Here is a 19,402-nt window from a genome sequence, read left to right on the forward strand (position 1 = left end):
AAAAAAATTAGCAATATATGTAAATAAAAAGGGGGTAAATCAGAAATCTACTGCCAAGAAACTAAAACAGGCTGAGACATTTCATTATGTCCCAGCCTGTCTTTTCTATTTATTAATTTAGTTTGATTATTTTAACTTAACCGGTGTAATTGGATCTTGGTTCGACATAATTTGTTTAGCATTATCTACGCATAGTTGCACCATTTTATCTCGCGTTGCAATTGAACTACTACCAATGTGTGGCACAACGATCACTTGATCCATTTTTAAAAATGGATGATCACCTGAAATAGGTTCATTTTCAACAACATCTAATGCTGCACCTAAAATTTCTTGTTGCTCTATTGCTTCAATTAAATCAGATTCTACGATGTGACCACCGCGTCCGATATTAATTAAAATTGCTGAGTTTTTCATTTTTTTAAATGTTTCTCGATTGAATATACCTTTTGTTTCAGGTGTTAATGGCGCTGTACAAACTACGAAATCACTCTCATTAAGCAATTTATCCAATGTACGATATTCAACGTTTAATTGCTGTTCAGCTTCTTCTTTTCTAGAGCGATTATGATAAAGTACTTTGCAATTAAAGCCTTTCAATCTTCTAGCAAAAGCTTCTCCAATTGAGCCCATACCATAAATACCGACTGTTGAGCCGTGGACATCTTTTCCTGCTAAAAGATATGGACCCCAGCTTTTCCATTCACCATTATGTACATATTGAACCGCTTCAACAATTCTTCTTGCTGCTGTCAACATTAATGTAAAGCCTAATTCGGAAGTCGTTTCCGTTAATACTTCTGGTGTATTTGTTACAACAACACCTTTTTCTTCAGCAAGTTTCACATCAATATTGTCAAAACCAACAGCCAAATTGACGACACCTTTTATGCGCGTTGCATTGTTAAAAAATTCATCATCAATTTGCTCGCTTAATGTCGTAATCACAATTGTAGCGTCTTGAGAACGTTCTAAAAATGCTTCTCTAGGCATTGGTTCTAATTCGCTGTTCCAAACATCTACTTCTGCATATTCTTTAATCTGATTGATAAACTTTTCTGGTAATTGTCTTGCAACAAGTACTTTCTCATTCATGTTCTCAGCTCCTTATGTGAATTTACTTAATAACTTCAAATAAATTCTTAACGCTATATGTTGGTAATACTTCTTTTTTATTAATTTCTTCTAATAATGTTACACCAGTTTGTACATGTAATGTATCAATGCCACTATTGATTCCAGCTAAAATATCAGTGTCATATAAGTCACCAATCATGACACAATCTTCTTTAGCATGACCAATTTTTTCAATAGCTTGTTCCATAATAATTGTTTCAGGTTTACCGATGAATACTGGCGTCTGTCCAGTCGATACACTCACAACGCTTGTCAATGAACCATTTCCAGGCAAAAATCCTCTTTCATTTGGAATAGATACATCTTTATTTGTAGATATGAATTTCGCACCATTTCTAACGGCTAAACATGCTACTGAAAGCTTTTCATATGAAATATTCACATCTAAGCCCATTACGACATAATCAACATGTTCATCTTCTTTCACAACTAAGCCAGCATCTTTTAAAGAAGTTTCTAATCCACTTCCTCCTACCATATACACTGATGCGCCAGGAGAAGCTTCACTTATATATCCAGCCGTTGCCATTGCAGAAGTAATCACATGTTCACTTGAAGTATGAAAACCCATATTATTTAATTTTTCTGCTACTTCAGCAGGTGTTTTTGAAGAGTTATTTGTAACGAATAAATAATCTTTATTATTTTCATTTAAATAATTTATAAATTCGATTGCACCTTCAATAACTTCCGTACCTTTATACATTGTGCCGTCTATATCAATAAAATAACCTTTATAATCTTTCATTTTTATCTCCTTCACCAAAAGCTGTTACTGGAACATTTTCATTCACTAAAAAATGTTTTGTATCTTCAATTGCTTGTTTATAAAATGGTGTCACAATTTCAAAAGCTTTTCTTAATTGATCATGATCAAGATTTTCATAATTTCGAATAAGTTCTTTTCTGTAATCAATAGATGCTCTAATCGCTTCAGCAGTTGAAGGTTGGAATACTTTTTCAAGTTCCATAATATCAATTACATCTTTATAATTACCAGGATCTCTTAAAATAAATGCATCAATAATCAAATTCCCAATATCGACTACAGATTCAATCATCATATGTGCGATTCTTTCTAAAGCATATGGAGAATTTTTCTCGCTTTCAAAATCTACCGTCAATTTTTCTAAATAATTTAATTTTAAAGTTAAAGTTTTGCTATCTACGAAATACATGTAGAAGACCTCCTATCCATATATCATCATATCATAATTTTGAATTGTAGGGCATTGCTCTGTATACTATACAAGTAAAGAAAGATTTTTAAAAAGGAGTCGCTAAACATGATAGATATGTTCTTATATGATGAGCAAGATGAAGCGAAAATACAATTTGTAGGATTTGTCGGTGAACACAGTCGCTATGACTTAACACTGATTTATACAGATAGACATTATGGAAAAACAATGGTACTCAATACTCAAAACAATACATTTGGTATTATTGGTAAAGATGACTTAGAAGAAGAAGGCTATATTAGTCACATACTCGGTTTAACAGAAGAAGAAGGCGAAGAAGTAACAGAATATTTACATGATGTTATAGATATATAAGTTTGTATTAAGTATGTATTTTTAGTGCGTTCGTTATTAGCAAGTTTGGCCTAAAGTGCAAATAAGAAGTCCAGTAATTACATTTCTTAGTAGTTTTGTAAATAAGACACTCCATAGTAACACTTCGACCGACTTTTGTAACTAACGCACCTAAATTATACAAACAACTTCATACAATAGTGTTCACAATACTCGCTATAGCTCAATTAAAAAAAGAGCCCGGAATTTTCCGGGCTCTTTCGTTTATAAATAATCTTTTAAAGTATTTTTAGATGTAGTTTGTTCTTCTATTACGTCTTCTTCTATTACGTCTTCTTCTATTTCTACTGCTTCAGCTTCTTGTTGTTTGTTCTGCTGCTCTTGTTTAGTGTTTTGCTGAATTGTTGGCTCTATTTTAACATCTTCTAATTTATGTTCTTCGTCTATGAAAGTTGCTTCTTCTGCTGTTAATTTAGATATCTCAGATTTAGATAATCGTCTCAACACAAAATATTTACATCCAAAATTACAATATTCTAATATATAATCTTGAATGGCAGAGAATCGCTTATTTGCATCACTTTTTTTATTAGAATCATGATAAAAGCCTTTTAAACGAAGTTGCTCGTACCCAAAGTCACCAACAATAAAATCATATTTATCTAGAATTTCAGAATAACGTGATGTAAATTGTTCTTCATTGAAAGATTTCTGATCATCTTTAATCACTTCAAAATAGTTATTTTCTATTTTAGTTAACATTCAATCACCTTATTAGTTATTAAGTGCTTGTTCACCTAGAATATGTTTTTGTTTAGCAGCTTCATTAACTTGTTCATCTGCGTGATAAGAACTACGTACCATTGGACCAGCTTGGCAATGTTTAAAGCCTTTTTCCATCGCTACTTTTCTTAATTTACCAAATTCTAAAGGTGTGTAGTATTTTTGAACATTTAAATGTTTACGTGATGGTTGTAAATATTGACCGATTGTCATAATATCTACGCCGTTTGCACGTAAATCATCCATTGTTTCATAAATTTCTTCAACTGTTTCACCAAGTCCAACCATTAAGCTAGATTTTGTAGGAATATCTGGGTACATTTCTTTAGATCTTCTTAAGAATTCTAATGTACGGTCATATTTTGCACGTGCTCTAACTCTTGGTGTTAAGCGTCTAACTGTTTCGATATTATGGTTTAAAATATCAGGTTTAGAAGCCATTAATGTTTCTAATGCTTCATAACTACCACCCATATCTGATGGTAAAATTTCAATCGTTGTATATGGATTTAACTCTCTTACTTTACGTACTGTTTCTGCATAAACGTTAGAACCAGCATCTTTCAAGTCATCTCTTGCTACAGCTGTAATTACAACATGTTTTAAGTTCATAAGTTGAACTGATTCTGCTACACGTTGTGGTTCATCTAGATCTAACTCATTTGGAAGACCTGTTTTAACAGCACAGAAACGACATGCTCTCGTACAAACTGCACCTAAAATCATAAATGTAGCCGTACGTCTTTCACCCCAACATTCGTGAATATTTGGACATTTAGCTTCTTCACAAACTGTATGAAGATTCTTCTTACGCATCATTTTCTTCAAACCTGTGTAATTCTTATTCGTGTTTAACTTTATTTTTAACCAGTCTGGTTTACGTAATATTTCTTCATTTTTAGTAGCCATATACGTGAACACCCTTCTATTATTAATTTTCATCTTTATATATTATAACGAATATAAGTATAAATTTAAATGCTCATTACACTTTCTTTTCATGTTGTAATAACTTTTGTTCAAAAATATTTCTTAAAAAATCTGGCATAATATAATTTATATTCATATCTTTCAATATTGGGAAGTATCTTCCGAATGTGTACATATCAATTGTACCGAGCTTATATTGTTCGTGATCTTCAATTTCTTTACCATTCACAAAACATTGACCTGTAGACTCAATATAGCCGATATTTTTAAATACATATCCTCCAAAAATATCTCCTCTAAAACCAAATCCAAATGCTACTTCATCCATATAGGACTGTTCCATCGCTTTATATATAATTTGTTTAAGTTCTACGCCTCTTAAATCAACTGAAACAGTGTTTATAGGATGCGGTAACATTTGATGAATATCGTATTCTGTTAACTCATTACCCGTTTTACCTTTCACAATAAGACCTGCATTAATAATTGCACAGTCTCCTCCTGTAAATTCTAATACACTTTCGCATAATAAATCCGTTGTATAACTTGCACTGTTAAGACGACGTGGTAATGAAAAATGACCTTCAAGAATCGGTTTATTTAATAACGCCTTACCTTTTTCTTCATAATCATTTGGTACTTCTTCAATTAAGTCAGAATTAATAATTTCCGCTTCTTTATGAATAACTTTTTGATTTTCAATAACTAAATCTACTTTACCAACATAATGCCCATATTTACCAGCTGCAGCCATCAACACACCATTTTGTTCTTCGCCATTCTCAAAGTAATGATGTGTATGTGCACCGAAGATAACATCTACTTCTGGACATTCTTTGCAAATTTGCTCATCAAAGAAGATACCGACATGACTTAATACGAGCAGTACATCATATGATTCTTCCACTTGTTCGATTTCGTTCTTTAGCGCAAGTAATGGTGACGTCACTTTCCAATCAAGTCTTTCATAAATATGATTAAAAGGTGCTGTCAAACCAATCATACATAATTTAATACCATTAATATCTTTAACAACATGAGAAGTTATATGATTTGGTAAATTTCCTTCTAAATCAAATAAATTACAACAAGTAACATCGAACTGAGCTTCATCATATAAATGGTTCAAGGCATCATGAGATATTGTCATACCTTCATTGTTACCAATTGTTACAACATCTACGTGACTGTCATTTAAAATTTTAACATTTTCTCTACCTTGTGATGCTTCTGTTAAAGGATGAAATAAATCTATATGATCACCTATATCAATATAAAGTGTATCATGCTGACAACGACTTCTTTCATCTTTAATATACTGAGATATTTTGGCATATGTATTTAAATGACTGTGTATATCATTTGTATGAAATATCGTGAGCTTCACAAATCCAACTCCTTATAAAACACTTTTTATAATCAAATATATACCTAAGATTAACATTGTAAATCTTAAAATTAAAACGACAGTGTCTGACTTCATTCTACTATTTATTCTTACACCAATTTTTGCACCAAAATAACTTGAAATAATCAATATAATCGCATGTACCCATAGTACATTACCTTGCACAATGTGGCTGACAGAACTTGATAAACTTGAGAAGAATATCATCATCATACTTGTACCAACAGCAACATGTGGTGGGAATCTAAATACAATAATCATCAATGGCGTCATCAGTGCACCACCACCGATACCGAATAAACCAGTCGTTATACCAACAATAAATGATGAAACAATAGCAACAAACGGTGGTAAACCGTATTTATGATGTTCGCCATATCTATCTGTAAAAGATTTTAAATACTTTTCTTGTTGGAAATACTTTATTGGTTTCACATGATTACGTATCATTAATACGATAGAAATTAAGATTAAGAAAATACCAAAGTACAAATTAAATGAATCTAAAGTAAAATACTTACTTAAATATGCACCGAGTAAAGCACCCGGAATGATACCAACTAGGAATATTAATCCATTTTTCACATCAACTTGCTTCGTTTTCAAATAGCCTAATGTTGCTGTTAAACCCGTCGTAATTAAAATGACTGATGATGTACCAATCGCTCTTTGTGGAGTCATACCAGACAATAATTGATGGTCTATACCAAAGTATACGAGTGAAGGAACAATACTAATTCCGCCACCAATTCCGACTAACGCCCCTAATATTGCAGACGATACACCTATAATAATTAACACTAAATATGCCATACCTGTCACCTCTAAAATAATTTAAGTTGCTTAGGCGCTAAACCTTCGTATTCTATATCTAATAACTTTTGGTAAGTTTTGGCATTTTGTGCAGCATGTCCACCAGAATTATTATTAAATACTACATAAACATCTTTCGCTTTATGCTCTAAAATTTTAACTTTATCAGCTAACTCTTTAAGTTCTGCTTCATTATAATCATATAAATATCTGACATCACGCCACTCTTGATCTGTCATATCTTTCTTCGTCCATCCGTTTACATTTCTACCATGATAACGGACGAAAGCAACATCATGCGTAATACGATTAACAAGTGGTATAGACCCTTCTCCACTCTGCGGTTCATCACAAACACTGTGAATAAATTTCATTTCGGTTAAAAATTCCAACGTAAACTCTTTAACATCTTCTTTAAACCAAGTACGATTACGGAATTCGATACAAACGTCAAAATCTTTTAATTGCTCACGTACATAACGCAAATAATTAATATTTTGAGGTTGTAAATCAAACCAAGGTGGAAACTGTACGAGAATCATCGCTAACTTTCCTGATGCTTTCAACGGTGCCATCGAATCTTTAAATAAATTAAATAATGTCATTTTGTCCTCAGCAAAATCAGTAACCTCAGCATGACCTGTTAACGCCTGATGAATCTTAACAACAAACTTAAAATTATTAGGCGTTTCCCGAATCCATTTTTCAATATTTCGTTGCGGTTGAATCGCATAATAAGTTGCATCTAATTCCACAATAGGAAAATGAGCAGCATATGCTTTTAACTTATCTTTTTTATTAGACAGGTCCTCATATAAAGAATCATGATCTCCCCATCCAGTTAGGCCAATTTTTATCATATCTCATCACCATACTCATCTTACCACACAGAGTATTTATAGTTCAGTTTGTTTGATTAAAATTATGTAAAACTATGAATGAGCAGTAAAGAATTGTATGTCGTTCGTTACACTTCTAATACGTTTTGTAATTATAGGCCGTCTTAGTTACACTTCCTACGACTTTTGTTACTAAACCCACCATTCTTTTCAACTCATAAAAATAACGGCTATGACAAACTATAATGTCCTAGCCGTTTTAAATATTGTATTCCAAAAATATTATTTAGTAACTTGTTATCTTAATGCATTTATATGATTTATTGTTTAGTCACCTTTTCATACTCTGATTTACTGATATATTCTATAAAATAAACCCATTTACCTTTGTGATCAATTTTTACATATTTTTCAGAAGGACTATATCCTTTAAAGTCCAATAAGTAGTTATTTTTATGACCATTTTCATCATAAGATTCTATATCTTTATAATCTTGGATATCTATTATTTCTTGTTTACTTAGATGTTCTGCATCATTAGTACTTGGGACTACAGCATAACTCCAACCTCTTTTAACTAATGGATTAATTACATCTATTTTTTCATCAATATTTTTCATCGTAAATAAAATTATACAAATGACCATAATGCTTACTATTAATGTATAAATTAATTTTTTCATTATTGAGTTCCACCTCTTCTTGCATCTTTCAACAAATAATATTTATACGAGTTAATAAGTATCTCGATAGAGCGTAATTTGAATGAAATAATTAAATTCAATACGTCTTAAGAATAATATATTTAATTCATAATATTCTGTCAATTACTTTTTATACAGTTTTTTACATTTAAAACCCTCGCTATTTGTTTGTTGATAGCGAGGGTTTTGTGGTATATTTAATTTATTCGGATACCTTACATAATTTTATTTAATGATGGCCGTCATTGTATAATTTTTATGGTTAAGGTATTTTTTTCTGCGTTTTTATTCATTGTTTTGTCTCCTATTTTAATTTCAATACTTGTCCGATTTGTATGACATCTGATGTTAATCCGTTCAATTTCTTTAATGTTGCTACGGTAACGCCTGTTTTTTGACTGATACTCCACAGTGTATCTCCTGCTACGACTGTATATGTTGTTGGCTTCGTATTAAGGTCACCGCCGTTAATGGCTTCTGCTAGTGATTTTGTATATGCATTTAAATTATTTTTAATGTAATTCATATCTTTTGTTGAGGTAATAAATCCTAATTCTACTAATCGGTAATTGATATATTCTGCTTTAGCTACGTTACAATGTAATAGGTCACTTCTTTCTGTAATGCATCTAACAGTACCTACATGTTTTTTCACGGCTGCTTGTAATGCTGTATCAATACTGTCTGCTGCTAATCCACTTGGAATAATAATATGACCTCCTGTAGCTGATACGGCTGCTGAATCTAAATGAAATTCTACTACAATTTCATAACCTTGTGATTTAACCCAATATAATCCGTAATCTGTTTTATTTCCGACTTGTTCGCCGTATGCTGTGTCTTGATACATATCTTGGTCTTTACCATATATTCCAACTGTATGACCTGCTTGTTTTAAATAATTTGCTACTCTATCTACAATATTTGCTCTAATAAAATCTCTTTCATTTGTTCCATTGCCTACTGCGCCTGGATCATTATATCCATGCCCTGCTACAATCATAATTTTTCTACTCAATTTAACGGCTCCTTTATTGTTAGATTGATCTAATTTTTGATTAATTTTGGATATGTCATAATTTTCAATTGGCATACCACTGCACACTCTTGTTACTTCTTTAGAAATGTCTTCACCTTTTTGACGTAATTGAATATGCAAATGTTCACTCATCGGATTATTGTCATAATTACTATTGCCTTGTAATCCAATGATGTCGCCTTGAATGACTTTATCACCTTTAGAAAATTGCAATGTATCTCTTTGCATATGCCCATAAATCCAATCATTGCCATTATTATCTCTAATTTCAATTGTGCCTCCGAAATTACCAAATGGTTCACTTAAAATAACTGTTCCACTAGTAACTGCTGGAATTTGATTCGTTTCATTACTATAGACATCAAATGCTCTATGATAACCACTACAATAGGCATCATAATTTATGCCATCTTCTCTGTAATTTCTATATCCATAATTTTTCGGATATTGATCATACGTTCTCGGGTCTGATGAAATTTTCCATCCTTTTTTAGTTAAATATTTTATAGCTGTTAACATTCAATCATCCTTTCTCATTTTTATTTTTTACCAGATTGTTTTAAGAACTTTTCTTGTTCACGTGATTGATTTGTAAAAATGAATGTATTTTTCCAAATACCATAAAGCACAAATACAATAGGTATTCCTGTGTTTAATACATTCATCCACGCATTTAACTTTTGAGGATTCAACCATTCTACCGAAATACCAGATGCATTCAATGCTAAATATAGTGCACCTAAGAACCCACCTATCATTGCGATAAATTGTTTAACTTTGTCTGGATCAATTGGGATTCTGTTATCTTCTTCGGAATAATTCAAATTTACTTTATCTGTTTTGAAGTTCATTTTAACCATGTGTATCACCTCCTTGGTTACACTATAATGTAACTTTTGGTTGACGTCAATAACTTTTAGTTATATTTTTCTGCAAAATTATTGAAAAAATATAACTATAGGTTATAATAATAGTATCAATCATATAAGGAGCGGGAAACTTATGGTGTCTCAAAATAAACTCTCTGAACAAATAAGTTTATTAAGAACGAAAAATGGATGGACGCAACAAAAATTAGCAGATGCGTTACAAGTTTCAAAACAATCCATTTCATATTGGGAAACAGGAAGAAAAGCACCAAAGATGAAGAAAATAGAAGAAATGGCAAAGTTGTTTGACGTGAGTGTCAGTTACATTTTAGACGGGGAAACTAAACAAACTTATAACTCTACAGCAGAAACGATTGCCGCACATTTAGATGGAGAATTAACAGAAGAAGAATTGAAGAAAGTATTAGAATATGTTGATTTTCTAAAGCATCAAAACAAATGATTTATTAAACGGATAATATGGTGGGGATAATTTGAATAGATATGAAAAAACACTTATCAATAATGAACACATCGTAATTAAAGAAACAAGTAACCTTCCGAATCAACTGAAAGGTTTATATGTAGATGGATTAATTTTATTGAAAGATGATTTATCTAACAAAGAAAAGTTAGAAGTGCTAGGAGAAGAGTTAGCCCATCATGATATATCTTATGGAGATATTCTCGATACAAGCGAATTATGGAAATGGAAATTTGAGCATAAAGCAAGAAGATTAGGATTTGAAAAAATTATACCTCTAAAAAGTATTGTGCAAGCATACCAATCAGGTGTCCATAATAAATTTGAACTGAGTAATTATTTAGACGTATCTGAAGGTTATATAGATGAACCTTTAGAACATTACAAACAAAAATATGGATTAAGCACATGGTATGATCATTATTTAATAAAGTTCAACCCACTTCAAGTTTATGAATATAGAGAAATCAATTAAAGGCTGAGACGTCATTGTCTCAGCCTTTAATCATGTTATGACCATACGTTATATTTACCATTCTGCAATACTGCCATCTTTATGTCTCCAAATTGGGTTATGCCAATCATGCCCGACTTCCGCCATTTTTCTGACATGTGCTTCATCTATTTCTACACCAAGGCCAGGCTTTTTAGGAATATCTACATATCCATCTTTAAATTCAAATACTTCTTTGTTTGTAATATAGTCTAGAATATCACTGTCTTTATTGTAATGAATGCCTAAACTTTGTTCTTGAATAAAAGCATTGTGACAAGTTGCATCTACTTGTAAACATGATGCTAAAGCGATAGGTCCAAGTGGACAATGAGGTGCAGCACCTACATCATAAGCTTCTGCCATAGAAATAATTTTTTTACATTCTGTTATACCACCAGCATGTGATAAATCAGGTTGAATGATATCGACAAATCCACTTTCTAAAATAGGTTTGAAATCCCATCTTGAAAATAGTCTTTCCCCAAGTGCTATAGGGATAGTAGTCGTTTGACTAATTTCTCTAACCGCTTCTATATTCTCACTTAACACAGGTTCTTCTATAAACATTGGATTGTATGGCTCTAATTCTTTAGCTAATATTTTAGCCATTGGTTTATGAACACGCCCGTGAAAATCAATTCCAATACCTAATTGATTGCCAGCTGCTTCTCTAATACCAGCTACACGTTGAACAACACTTTCTATCTTGTCATAACTATCTATATACTGTAATTCTTCTGTTGCATTCATTTTGATTGCTTCAAAACCATTTTCAAGAGCTTTTTTAGCAGCGTTTGCAGTATCTTGAGGTCTGTCACCACCAATCCATGAATATACTTTCATAGATTCTCTACATGCTCCTCCTAATAATTCATGAACAGGCGCGTTATAATATTTACCTTTAATATCCCACAATGCTTGGTCTATACCCGAAATGGCACTCATTAAAATTGGACCACCTCTATAAAAGCTACTTCTATACATCATATTCCAGTGATCTTCAATATTTAAAGGATTCTTGCCAATCAACTGTTGCATAAATTCATCAACCGCTGCACCAACAGTTTGAGCTTTACCTTCAATTACAGGTTCACCCCATCCGACGATACCTTCGTCCGTCGTAATTTTTAAAAACAACCAACGCGGTGGTACTTGAAACAACTCATAGTCTACAATCTTCATGTTAGCACTCCTCTTTAATGTACTTTGTTATAAAATGCTTGTGCTTTTTGTTCTAGTTCTTCAAAATACGCTTTATTCGTTTCTACTTTCGTATTTACTAAAGCACTTCCTAACCCAACGCCAACAGCTCCCGCTTCAATAAAGTCTGTAACATTGTCTATACTCACACCACCTGTTGGTAAAAGTGGGATATGTGGTAATGGACCTTGTAAATCTTTGATATATTCAGGACCTAAACTTGTTGTTGGAAAGACTTTAATAATATCTCCACCGTATTCATAAGCTTCTAAAATTTCTGTTGGTGTTAAAGCACCTGGTATACTTACGGCACCATATTTTTTTACTCATACGAATCGTATCTTTATCTACCGTTGGAGACAATATAAACGTTGCACCACTTAAAATAGCTAACCTTGCCGATTCTGCATCTAAGACTGTACCTGCTCCGACTACAACTTTACCCTTCATTTCATTAGAGATCAGTTCAATAGATTCTAACGCTTTAGGTGAATTCATCGTAACCTCAATCGCACGAATCCCTGCTTTATATAACGTTTCTACGATTGGTAAAATATCATTTGGATTTGCATTTCGTAAAATTGCGATTAATTTAGTTTCTTTGATTGTTTGTAATGTATCTATTTTAGACGCCTCCTTATCTAATCACATCATCTACATGACCTGTATGTTTCATTTGTTCAATTTCTTCTTTAGTTGGTAAGCCTTCAACATCACCTTTAACTGTTGTCACGAGTGCACCAGCATTACAAGCCTGTTCTGTCGCTTCATGAATGGATAATCCTTCGATAATACCTGCGATTAAACCCGCCGCAAAGCCATCTCCAGCACCAACAGGATCAACGACTTCTATTTCTTTTGAAGCTTTTGCATAACCTGAAATATCATTATGTACATAGTAAGCACCTTTACTTCCTAATTTAACAACTACTGTTGATGCACCTAAATTTATAATCTCTTGAGCGATTTCTTCTTCAGATTGTGTATTGAATAAAAATGCCCCTTCACTCGTTCCTGGCAACACAATATCACTTAAAGCGATTAATTGTTTTAATGTCTCTTTCGCTTCATCTTCAGACCATAATTTGAGTCTTAAGTTTGGATCGAAAACAATTTGTAATCCTAATGATTTTGCTGTCGAAATGAGTTTAAATATTGTTTGTTTACAAGATGCACTTAAAGCAGGCGTAATACCTGTTACATATAAATATTTAAATTGAGCGACATAACTTTCATCTATATTTGCTTCAGACATTAGACTAGCTGCTGAACCTTTTCTATAATAATGGACGCGTGTTTGATCTTGTCGAAATTTCTCTTTAAGAAAGATGCCAGTTGGTGCCTCAGATATTAATTTTACAGAATCTACATTAATACCTTCACCACGAACAAAATGATGTGAACCCAAATATTTGAACTAAACAAATCAAAATATTGGGGTGCATTCTAATGAGGAAAAAATATGAATTTAAATTCAAACTAAAACTTGTAAAAGAATATTTAGAAGGACATCAAAGTTATAGAACAATTGCTTTAAAATATGGTATTTCAAGTTGGTCTGTCCTTCGGATTTGGGTCAATCAATATAAAGAGTTTGGAGAAGAAGGTTTAGAAATAAAAAGTAGAAATACTGTTTATACTAGCGAATTTAAATTATCTGTTTTAAAATTTAGACAAGAAAATATGTTGTCTTATCAAGATACTGCGAATCACTTTAGAATTATTAATCCTATTATCATTGCCAATTGGCAACATCAATTTGATGAAAAGTGTCGTCTTGATATAGATAATAAACAAAAGGGACGATCTCACACTATGACTAAAAAACGATCTAAATCAGATAATAAAAATTTACCTTTAAATGAAAATGAACGTGAAGAACTTGAAAGACTTAGAAATGAAAATGAGACGTTAAAGGCAGGTATAGCTTATCAAAAAAAGTTACAAGCCTTGACCGACATTTACGGAAGCAAAAATCAGAAATAGTAAAGGTCATTAAGGAACTAAATGAAACATATAATATACGATTAAGTATCTTATTTAAAGTCGCTCAAATAGCTAAATCTGTATACTATTATTGGATAAATAAATTTAGTAAAGCTGATAAAGATGAAACATTGATTCAAGTAATAAAAGAAATATGTGAAGAATCAAACCATACCTATGGTTATCGTCGTGTTACACAAGCACTAAGAAATAGAGGTCTTATCGTAAATCATAAAAAAGTACTAAGAATTATGAAAGAACATAATCTAACTTGTACAAAGTTCACACATAGAGGTCGTAAGTATCGTTCCTTTAAAGGTAAAGTTGGTAAAGTAGCTCAAAATATATTAAATCGTAGATTTAAAACAAGTCTCCCATTTCAAAAAGTCGTAACAGATATTACAGAGTTCAAATTAATGAATGGTCAGAAATTATATTTATCACCTTTTATGGACTTATATAGTTCAGAGATTATCAGCTTTAAAATCTCAAGTCGTCCTACATTAGATATAGTCATCAATCCATTAAAAGAAATGATAAAGCGTCGTCCAAACCTAGATCATCGTTTAACGATTCATTCAGATCAAGGCTGGCATTATCAATATTCACAATACACTAGATTATTAAAAGACCATAAAATATTTCAGAGTATGTCTAGAAAAGGTAATTGTCTAGATAATTCAGTTATGGAAAACTTTTTTGGGTTACTTAAACAAGAAATGTATTATGGCCAAGAATTTAAAGATTTTCAGGACCTTGAACAAGCTATTCATCGATATATCGATTTTTATAATAACGAAAGAATCAAATCAAAATTAAAAGGCTTATCTCCCAAAAATTACAGGAGACAAACCTTTGAAATAATATACTAATTAAGGTTTAGATTTTTGGGTTCAGTACAAAATTTAAAATCTTCTGCCCTAATTCATCATTTCCTAATTGACTGATCCAACCAGTTTTAACACCAAGCTTTTCTAACCCAATTAGCGTATTTGTTTCAGCCCCAGCTATATGCGTTGAAAAGTCTTGAGCATAACGCATTGGTCCTACTTCTTTAGGTGCAAACACAACCATCGTTTCTCCAATAGACAATACATCCATCTTCATGACCCTCCTTATAACTTAATAGCCGTCTGCGTTGTATAAACGTCCAGATAAACCACCATCAATGACTAAGTGTTCACCTGTCATCATTTCAGAATCATCAGATGCTAAATATTGCGCTAATTTACCAATATCTTCTGGTTCATTAATTCTTGATGTCGCGTGTAAATCTAAGACCCCTTTTCTCACTTCATCTTCGTTTTCCATTGAATCGAACCAATTTTTTAAATGTGATGTGTTCGTAAATCCTGGACATATTGCATTTACACGAATATTGTATTTACCTAAACTTAATGCCATACCTCGTGTCATCGCATTAACGCCACCTTTAGCCGCAGCATACATATCAGTGTCTGGTAAAGTCGCGATTGAATGGTTTGAAGAAATATTGATAATTGAACCGCCACCTTGTTTCTTCATTTCTGGGATGACATGTTTCGAACATAAGAACGTTCCTCTCAAATCAATATTGATAATAGAGTCCCAATCTTCAACTGTTGCTTCTTCAATTGATTTAAACACTGTGATACTTGCATTATTAACGAGTGTGTTGATTTTCCCATAATGATTCACTGTTTCGTTAACCATATTAATAATACTTTCTTCTTTAGATACATCTGTTTCAACAAACTATGCATCGCCACCGTTATCGATTATTTCTGCTACTGTTTCTTTACCAAACTCTGGATCAATAGTAGCAACAACAATCTTTGCACCTTTACTGCCAAGTTGTTTTGCAATACCTTTACCGATACCTTTTCCTGCGCCAGTTACAATAATGACTTGTTCATTTAATTCACTCATTTATAATTCCTCCTTATATTCATTTATTTGGTTTAGGTAATGAGAATATTTCTTCTACTATTAAAGATGCTGCACCAATCGTATATAAATCGTTTCCTAAAGCAGAAGTTAAAATTGGTGTCTCTGTCGCATCTTCACCCATTACTTTTAACCGAATGATTGCTTTAATTTCTGGTAGTAAGAGATGACTAATTTTTGTTAAACTACCACCTAATACAATAAATTTCGGTCCAAATAAATTGATTAATATTGCAAAGCCTAAACCAAGGTTCCTACCAACTTCTTTAGCAATTTGGACACATAATTCATCGCCTTGATTCACGGCCTCATAAAAATCTTCAATACTTAATTCATCAATTTCAGACTGTGGATTTAATATTTGACTTTTACGACCAATTTTTAATTGACGCTTAATCATTTTTAAAATTGCTGTTTCTGAAGTTAATGTTTCTAAACAACCATAATTACCGCAAGAACATAATGGACCATCTGGATCTATAGTGACATGTCCAATTTGACCTGTAATATGATGATTGCCTCTTAAAATCGATCCATTATTGATAATACTTGCTCCAACACCATAGTCTACGATGACCGATATAAAGTTTGTTTCTTCTTTACCCTGACCAAACCACATTTCCGCAAGTGCTGCACTATTACAATCATTATCAATTAAGACCATCAAGTCTGTTTCAGATTCTAATATCGATTTAATTTCGATATTTCTCCACCCTAAGTTTGGTGCAAAGATATTTGTACCATTTTGAGTATCGACCAATCCGTGCATGCCTACTCCAATACCAAGTACTTCAATTTGTTGTGCTGAATATTCCGCAGCAATTAAATGAATTTCTTGTCCTAAATAAACAATCATGTCATTCAGATCTTTTTGTAAATCCATTTCTATTTGTTTCTCAAATAAGATTTCCGCTCTCAAATTGCTAACAATAATACTCGTTCTATATGCACCAATTTCTAAACCAATCATCACTTTCTTCTCTTTATTAATATCAAGTGGTATCGGTTGTCTGCCTCTAACTTTTCTTTCCATTGCCTTCTCTTCTATCCATTGTTCATCAATTAATATTGAAACAATTTCTGAAACGGAAGGTCTTGATAAGTCAATTCTACTCGCAATTTCTACTCTAGAGATTGGTCCATACTTTTGAATCGTCCTTAATACAAGTTGCTTATTATAATCTTTCATTAAATTAATATTGATCCGAGATGACTGCTTCACGACACCCCTCCTTAACTTTAAGTAAATTAAAATAACTAAATAGAATATATTTATTCATATATTACTTGTTTTTCCATTCGAAAAGGCTTACATTAATAATTAAATCAGATTCAAAGTGTAATTACAACTTTTTTAGTTATCTTAAATAATTAAATATCATCAACGAGCTACAAACTTTTATTTTAACTAAAGTTTCTGATGGCTTTATTCAAATTACATGGGGGTAATAAAATGGAAGCAAGCAATTATAGAACGAAATTAATTTTCTTCCTAGGTGCTTTAGGTGGATTGCTTTACGGATATGACACAGGTGTTATATCTGGCGCGTTGCTTTTTATAAAAAATGATATACCACTCACAAGTTTCACTGAAGGTTTAGTCGTGAGTTCAATGTTAGTCGGTGCAATATTTGGCTCAGGGTTCAGTGGACCACTATCGGATAAACTCGGTCGAAGGAAGCTCGTATTTGTTATTGCGATTGTCTTTATCGTTGGCGCATTAATTCTATCATTTGCACAATCAATGGTTATCCTAGTCATAGGTAGATTTATAATCGGATTAGCAGTCGGAGGCTCTACAGCGATCGTGCCAGTCTATTTATCAGAAATGGCACCTACTGACACGAGAGGTTCTTTAAGTTCATTAAACCAACTGATGATCACAATAGGTATTCTAGCTTCATATTTAGTCAACTATGCGTTCGCAGATATGGAAGCTTGGAGATGGATGGTTGGATTAGCAGTTGTACCTTCTGTCATCTTAATGATTGGTGTTTACTTTATGCCAGAAAGCCCTAGATGGTTACTTGAACATAAAAGTGAAAAAGCCGCTAGAAAAGTTATGGCAATTACAAGAAAACAGTCAGAAATTGATAAAGAAATTGATGAAATGAAAGAAATCATTCATATATCAGAAAGTACATGGACAGTCTTAAAATCCGTTTGGCTAAGACCCGTACTTGTTATAGGCTGTATATTTGCACTACTCCAACAAATCATCGGCATTAATGCCATCATTTACTATGCACCAACAATCTTTAGTAAAGCAGGTTTAGGAGATGCAACAGCTATTCTTGGAACAGTCGGCATCGAATCAGTCAATGTAATTGTAACGATATTTGCAATATATATAATGGATAAAATCGACCGTAAAAAACTACTCATTACAGGTAATATCGGCATGGTTTGTTCATTACTTATTATGGCGACACTCGTTTGGACAATCGGATTACATTCAACAGTCGGCGCATGGATCATTGTCGCATGTTTAACATTATTCATTGTCTTCTTCGCATTCACTTGGGGACCAATCTTATGGATTATGTTACCAGAACTATTCCCAATGAGAGCAAGAGGCGCAGCAACAGGTATCGCGACATTATCATTATCAATAGGCAGTTTATTAGTCGCACAATTCTTCCCACTTCTCACATCAGTTATGGGAATCGAACAAGTATTTCTAATCTTTGCAGTTATCGGTATACTCGCAATGATATTTGTCATTAAATACTTACCAGAAACAAGAGGCAGAAGCCTTGAAGAAATCGAAGTAGACTTAAGAAATAGAACATCATCCGTTACATTATCTAAAATAGATTAAAGTATTGAAAAGCCCCGTAGAATTTCTACGGGGCTTTCTTTATCTAGTAGTATTATAAATCCAAAATTCACTTCTTTTCTATTATCATATTACTTGTTAGCTTTATTCCTTTTATAATCTTTGATTAAACAAAATAAATGCGAAGCACCTAAGCAACAAAAAAATGACTATAACTATATTAACAATTATACATATGATATTTGAATTGGGTAAATACGAAAACAAAAACATAAATGGTATAAAGCATATAATTTCTAGTATTGTTATATTTTTAAAAATTTCTTTTAAGTTATTCAACATTGACTACCTCATTATGATAACCTTGATAGACTTTATTTTCTATTTCCTTAATTTGTAAAAATAATACCATAAAAACATAAAACGGTATATATTTTCTATATTAAAATATATACCATCGATTTTGTTAAGTGC

Annotated in this window: 20 protein-coding genes and 4 pseudogenes; 6 read left to right on the plus strand and 18 right to left on the minus strand. The window is 32.3% G+C overall.

The genetic code is table 11. The features are described 5' to 3' along the window. Positions 1–126 precede the first annotated feature (126 nt). Genes MUA60_RS11705 through MUA60_RS11715 form a run of 3 tightly spaced genes read right to left on the minus strand, consistent with a single transcriptional unit; the run spans position 127 to position 2,315 of the window. Positions 127–1,095 carry a 2-hydroxyacid dehydrogenase gene (locus tag MUA60_RS11705; protein ID WP_262648367.1) on the minus strand — a complete coding sequence of 323 codons (969 nt, stop codon included), beginning with the start codon at positions 1,093–1,095 and terminating at the stop codon, positions 127–129. Between the two features lie 22 nt (positions 1,096–1,117). Continuing rightward, complete coding sequence (locus MUA60_RS11710) at positions 1,118–1,885, minus strand: TIGR01457 family HAD-type hydrolase (protein ID WP_262648368.1); 768 nt, start codon at positions 1,883–1,885, stop codon at positions 1,118–1,120. Continuing rightward, entirely contained in the window at positions 1,872–2,315 is a 444-nt protein-coding gene (locus MUA60_RS11715) for a DUF86 domain-containing protein (protein WP_262648369.1), read from the minus strand. Before MUA60_RS11715 ends, MUA60_RS11710 begins: the two co-directional genes overlap by 14 nt. A gap of 108 nt (positions 2,316–2,423) precedes the next feature. Between MUA60_RS11715 and MUA60_RS11720 the strand changes: the two genes are divergently transcribed. Beyond that, a complete protein-coding gene (locus MUA60_RS11720; RefSeq protein WP_025904397.1) occupies positions 2,424–2,693 on the plus strand; it encodes a DUF3055 domain-containing protein in 270 nt (89 codons plus the stop codon). A gap of 363 nt (positions 2,694–3,056) precedes the next feature. Here the strand turns inward: MUA60_RS11720 and MUA60_RS11725 are convergent. From MUA60_RS11725 to MUA60_RS11760, 8 genes and pseudogenes are all read right to left on the minus strand, one after another. Continuing rightward, positions 3,057–3,434, minus strand: a pseudogene (locus MUA60_RS11725) (YutD family protein); the annotation flags it as partial. 12 nt (positions 3,435–3,446) lie between these two features. After that, the gene (lipA, locus tag MUA60_RS11730; protein ID WP_262648370.1) at positions 3,447–4,364 is read right to left on the minus strand and encodes a lipoyl synthase; all 918 of its coding nucleotides are present in this window, start codon (positions 4,362–4,364) and stop codon (positions 3,447–3,449) included. Between the two features lie 76 nt (positions 4,365–4,440). Then, positions 4,441–5,772: a bifunctional metallophosphatase/5'-nucleotidase gene (locus tag MUA60_RS11735; protein WP_262648371.1), complete on the minus strand. Its 1,332-nt coding sequence runs from the start codon at positions 5,770–5,772 to the stop codon at positions 4,441–4,443. A gap of 12 nt (positions 5,773–5,784) precedes the next feature. Next, positions 5,785–6,606, minus strand: a complete 822-nt coding sequence (locus tag MUA60_RS11740; protein ID WP_262648372.1) for a sulfite exporter TauE/SafE family protein — start codon at positions 6,604–6,606, stop codon at positions 5,785–5,787. Positions 6,607–6,617: 11 nt separating this feature from the next. Continuing rightward, positions 6,618–7,466, minus strand: a complete 849-nt coding sequence (locus MUA60_RS11745) for a DUF72 domain-containing protein (protein ID WP_262648373.1) — start codon at positions 7,464–7,466, stop codon at positions 6,618–6,620. Positions 7,467–7,765: 299 nt separating this feature from the next. Beyond that, on the minus strand, positions 7,766–8,128 hold the full coding sequence (locus MUA60_RS11750; protein ID WP_204183753.1) for a YxeA family protein: 363 nt from the start codon (positions 8,126–8,128) through the stop codon (positions 7,766–7,768). Positions 8,129–8,453: 325 nt separating this feature from the next. Then, positions 8,454–9,707 carry an N-acetylmuramoyl-L-alanine amidase gene (locus MUA60_RS11755; protein ID WP_262648374.1) on the minus strand — a complete coding sequence of 418 codons (1,254 nt, stop codon included), beginning with the start codon at positions 9,705–9,707 and terminating at the stop codon, positions 8,454–8,456. Between the two features lie 20 nt (positions 9,708–9,727). Further along, positions 9,728–10,048, minus strand: a complete 321-nt coding sequence (locus MUA60_RS11760; RefSeq protein ID WP_025904389.1) for a phage holin — start codon at positions 10,046–10,048, stop codon at positions 9,728–9,730. A gap of 142 nt (positions 10,049–10,190) precedes the next feature. On the opposite strand from MUA60_RS11760, the gene MUA60_RS11765 reads away from it, so the two are divergent. Further along, complete coding sequence (locus tag MUA60_RS11765; protein ID WP_262648376.1) at positions 10,191–10,520, plus strand: helix-turn-helix transcriptional regulator; 330 nt, start codon at positions 10,191–10,193, stop codon at positions 10,518–10,520. A gap of 31 nt (positions 10,521–10,551) precedes the next feature. After that, positions 10,552–11,016 (plus strand): toxin, encoded by a 465-nt coding sequence (locus MUA60_RS11770; RefSeq protein ID WP_262648377.1) that lies wholly within the window; start codon positions 10,552–10,554, stop codon positions 11,014–11,016. Between the two features lie 54 nt (positions 11,017–11,070). Here MUA60_RS11770 and dgoD read toward each other — a convergent pair whose 3' ends face one another. The 3 genes and pseudogenes from dgoD to MUA60_RS11785 form a co-directional block, all read right to left on the minus strand. Further along, positions 11,071–12,219, minus strand: a complete 1,149-nt coding sequence (dgoD, locus tag MUA60_RS11775) for a galactonate dehydratase (RefSeq protein ID WP_262648378.1) — start codon at positions 12,217–12,219, stop codon at positions 11,071–11,073. Between the two features lie 14 nt (positions 12,220–12,233). Next, a pseudogene (locus MUA60_RS15570) lies at positions 12,234–12,861 on the minus strand (bifunctional 4-hydroxy-2-oxoglutarate aldolase/2-dehydro-3-deoxy-phosphogluconate aldolase). 13 nt (positions 12,862–12,874) lie between these two features. After that, positions 12,875–13,645: a sugar kinase gene (locus MUA60_RS11785; RefSeq protein ID WP_262648379.1), complete on the minus strand. Its 771-nt coding sequence runs from the start codon at positions 13,643–13,645 to the stop codon at positions 12,875–12,877. 41 nt (positions 13,646–13,686) lie between these two features. On the opposite strand from MUA60_RS11785, the gene MUA60_RS11790 reads away from it, so the two are divergent. Continuing rightward, positions 13,687–14,223: a transposase gene (locus MUA60_RS11790; protein WP_262648361.1), complete on the plus strand. Its 537-nt coding sequence runs from the start codon at positions 13,687–13,689 to the stop codon at positions 14,221–14,223. An 8-nt stretch (positions 14,224–14,231) separates the two neighbouring features. Next, on the plus strand, positions 14,232–15,095 hold the full coding sequence (locus MUA60_RS11795; RefSeq protein WP_262650549.1) for an IS3 family transposase: 864 nt from the start codon (positions 14,232–14,234) through the stop codon (positions 15,093–15,095). 25 nt (positions 15,096–15,120) lie between these two features. Here MUA60_RS11795 and MUA60_RS11800 read toward each other — a convergent pair. The 3 genes and pseudogenes from MUA60_RS11800 to MUA60_RS11810 all read right to left on the minus strand — a co-directional run. Further along, positions 15,121–15,324: pseudogene (locus MUA60_RS11800) on the minus strand (PfkB family carbohydrate kinase); the annotation flags it as partial. Positions 15,325–15,345: 21 nt separating this feature from the next. After that, positions 15,346–16,131: pseudogene (locus tag MUA60_RS11805) on the minus strand (SDR family NAD(P)-dependent oxidoreductase). 19 nt (positions 16,132–16,150) lie between these two features. Continuing rightward, entirely contained in the window at positions 16,151–17,371 is a 1,221-nt protein-coding gene (locus MUA60_RS11810) for an ROK family transcriptional regulator (RefSeq protein ID WP_262648380.1), read from the minus strand. 231 nt (positions 17,372–17,602) lie between these two features. On the opposite strand from MUA60_RS11810, the gene glcP reads away from it, so the two are divergent. Beyond that, the gene (gene glcP, locus MUA60_RS11815; protein ID WP_262648381.1) at positions 17,603–18,970 is read left to right on the plus strand and encodes a glucose transporter GlcP; all 1,368 of its coding nucleotides are present in this window, start codon (positions 17,603–17,605) and stop codon (positions 18,968–18,970) included. Positions 18,971–19,081: 111 nt separating this feature from the next. Here glcP and MUA60_RS15575 read toward each other — a convergent pair whose 3' ends face one another. Further along, a complete protein-coding gene (locus MUA60_RS15575; RefSeq protein WP_394812724.1) occupies positions 19,082–19,270 on the minus strand; it encodes a DUF6007 family protein in 189 nt (62 codons plus the stop codon). Positions 19,271–19,402: the final 132 nt, after the last annotated feature.

The organism is Mammaliicoccus sciuri, assembly GCF_025561425.1.
Taxonomy (GTDB): domain Bacteria; phylum Bacillota; class Bacilli; order Staphylococcales; family Staphylococcaceae; genus Mammaliicoccus; species Mammaliicoccus sciuri_A.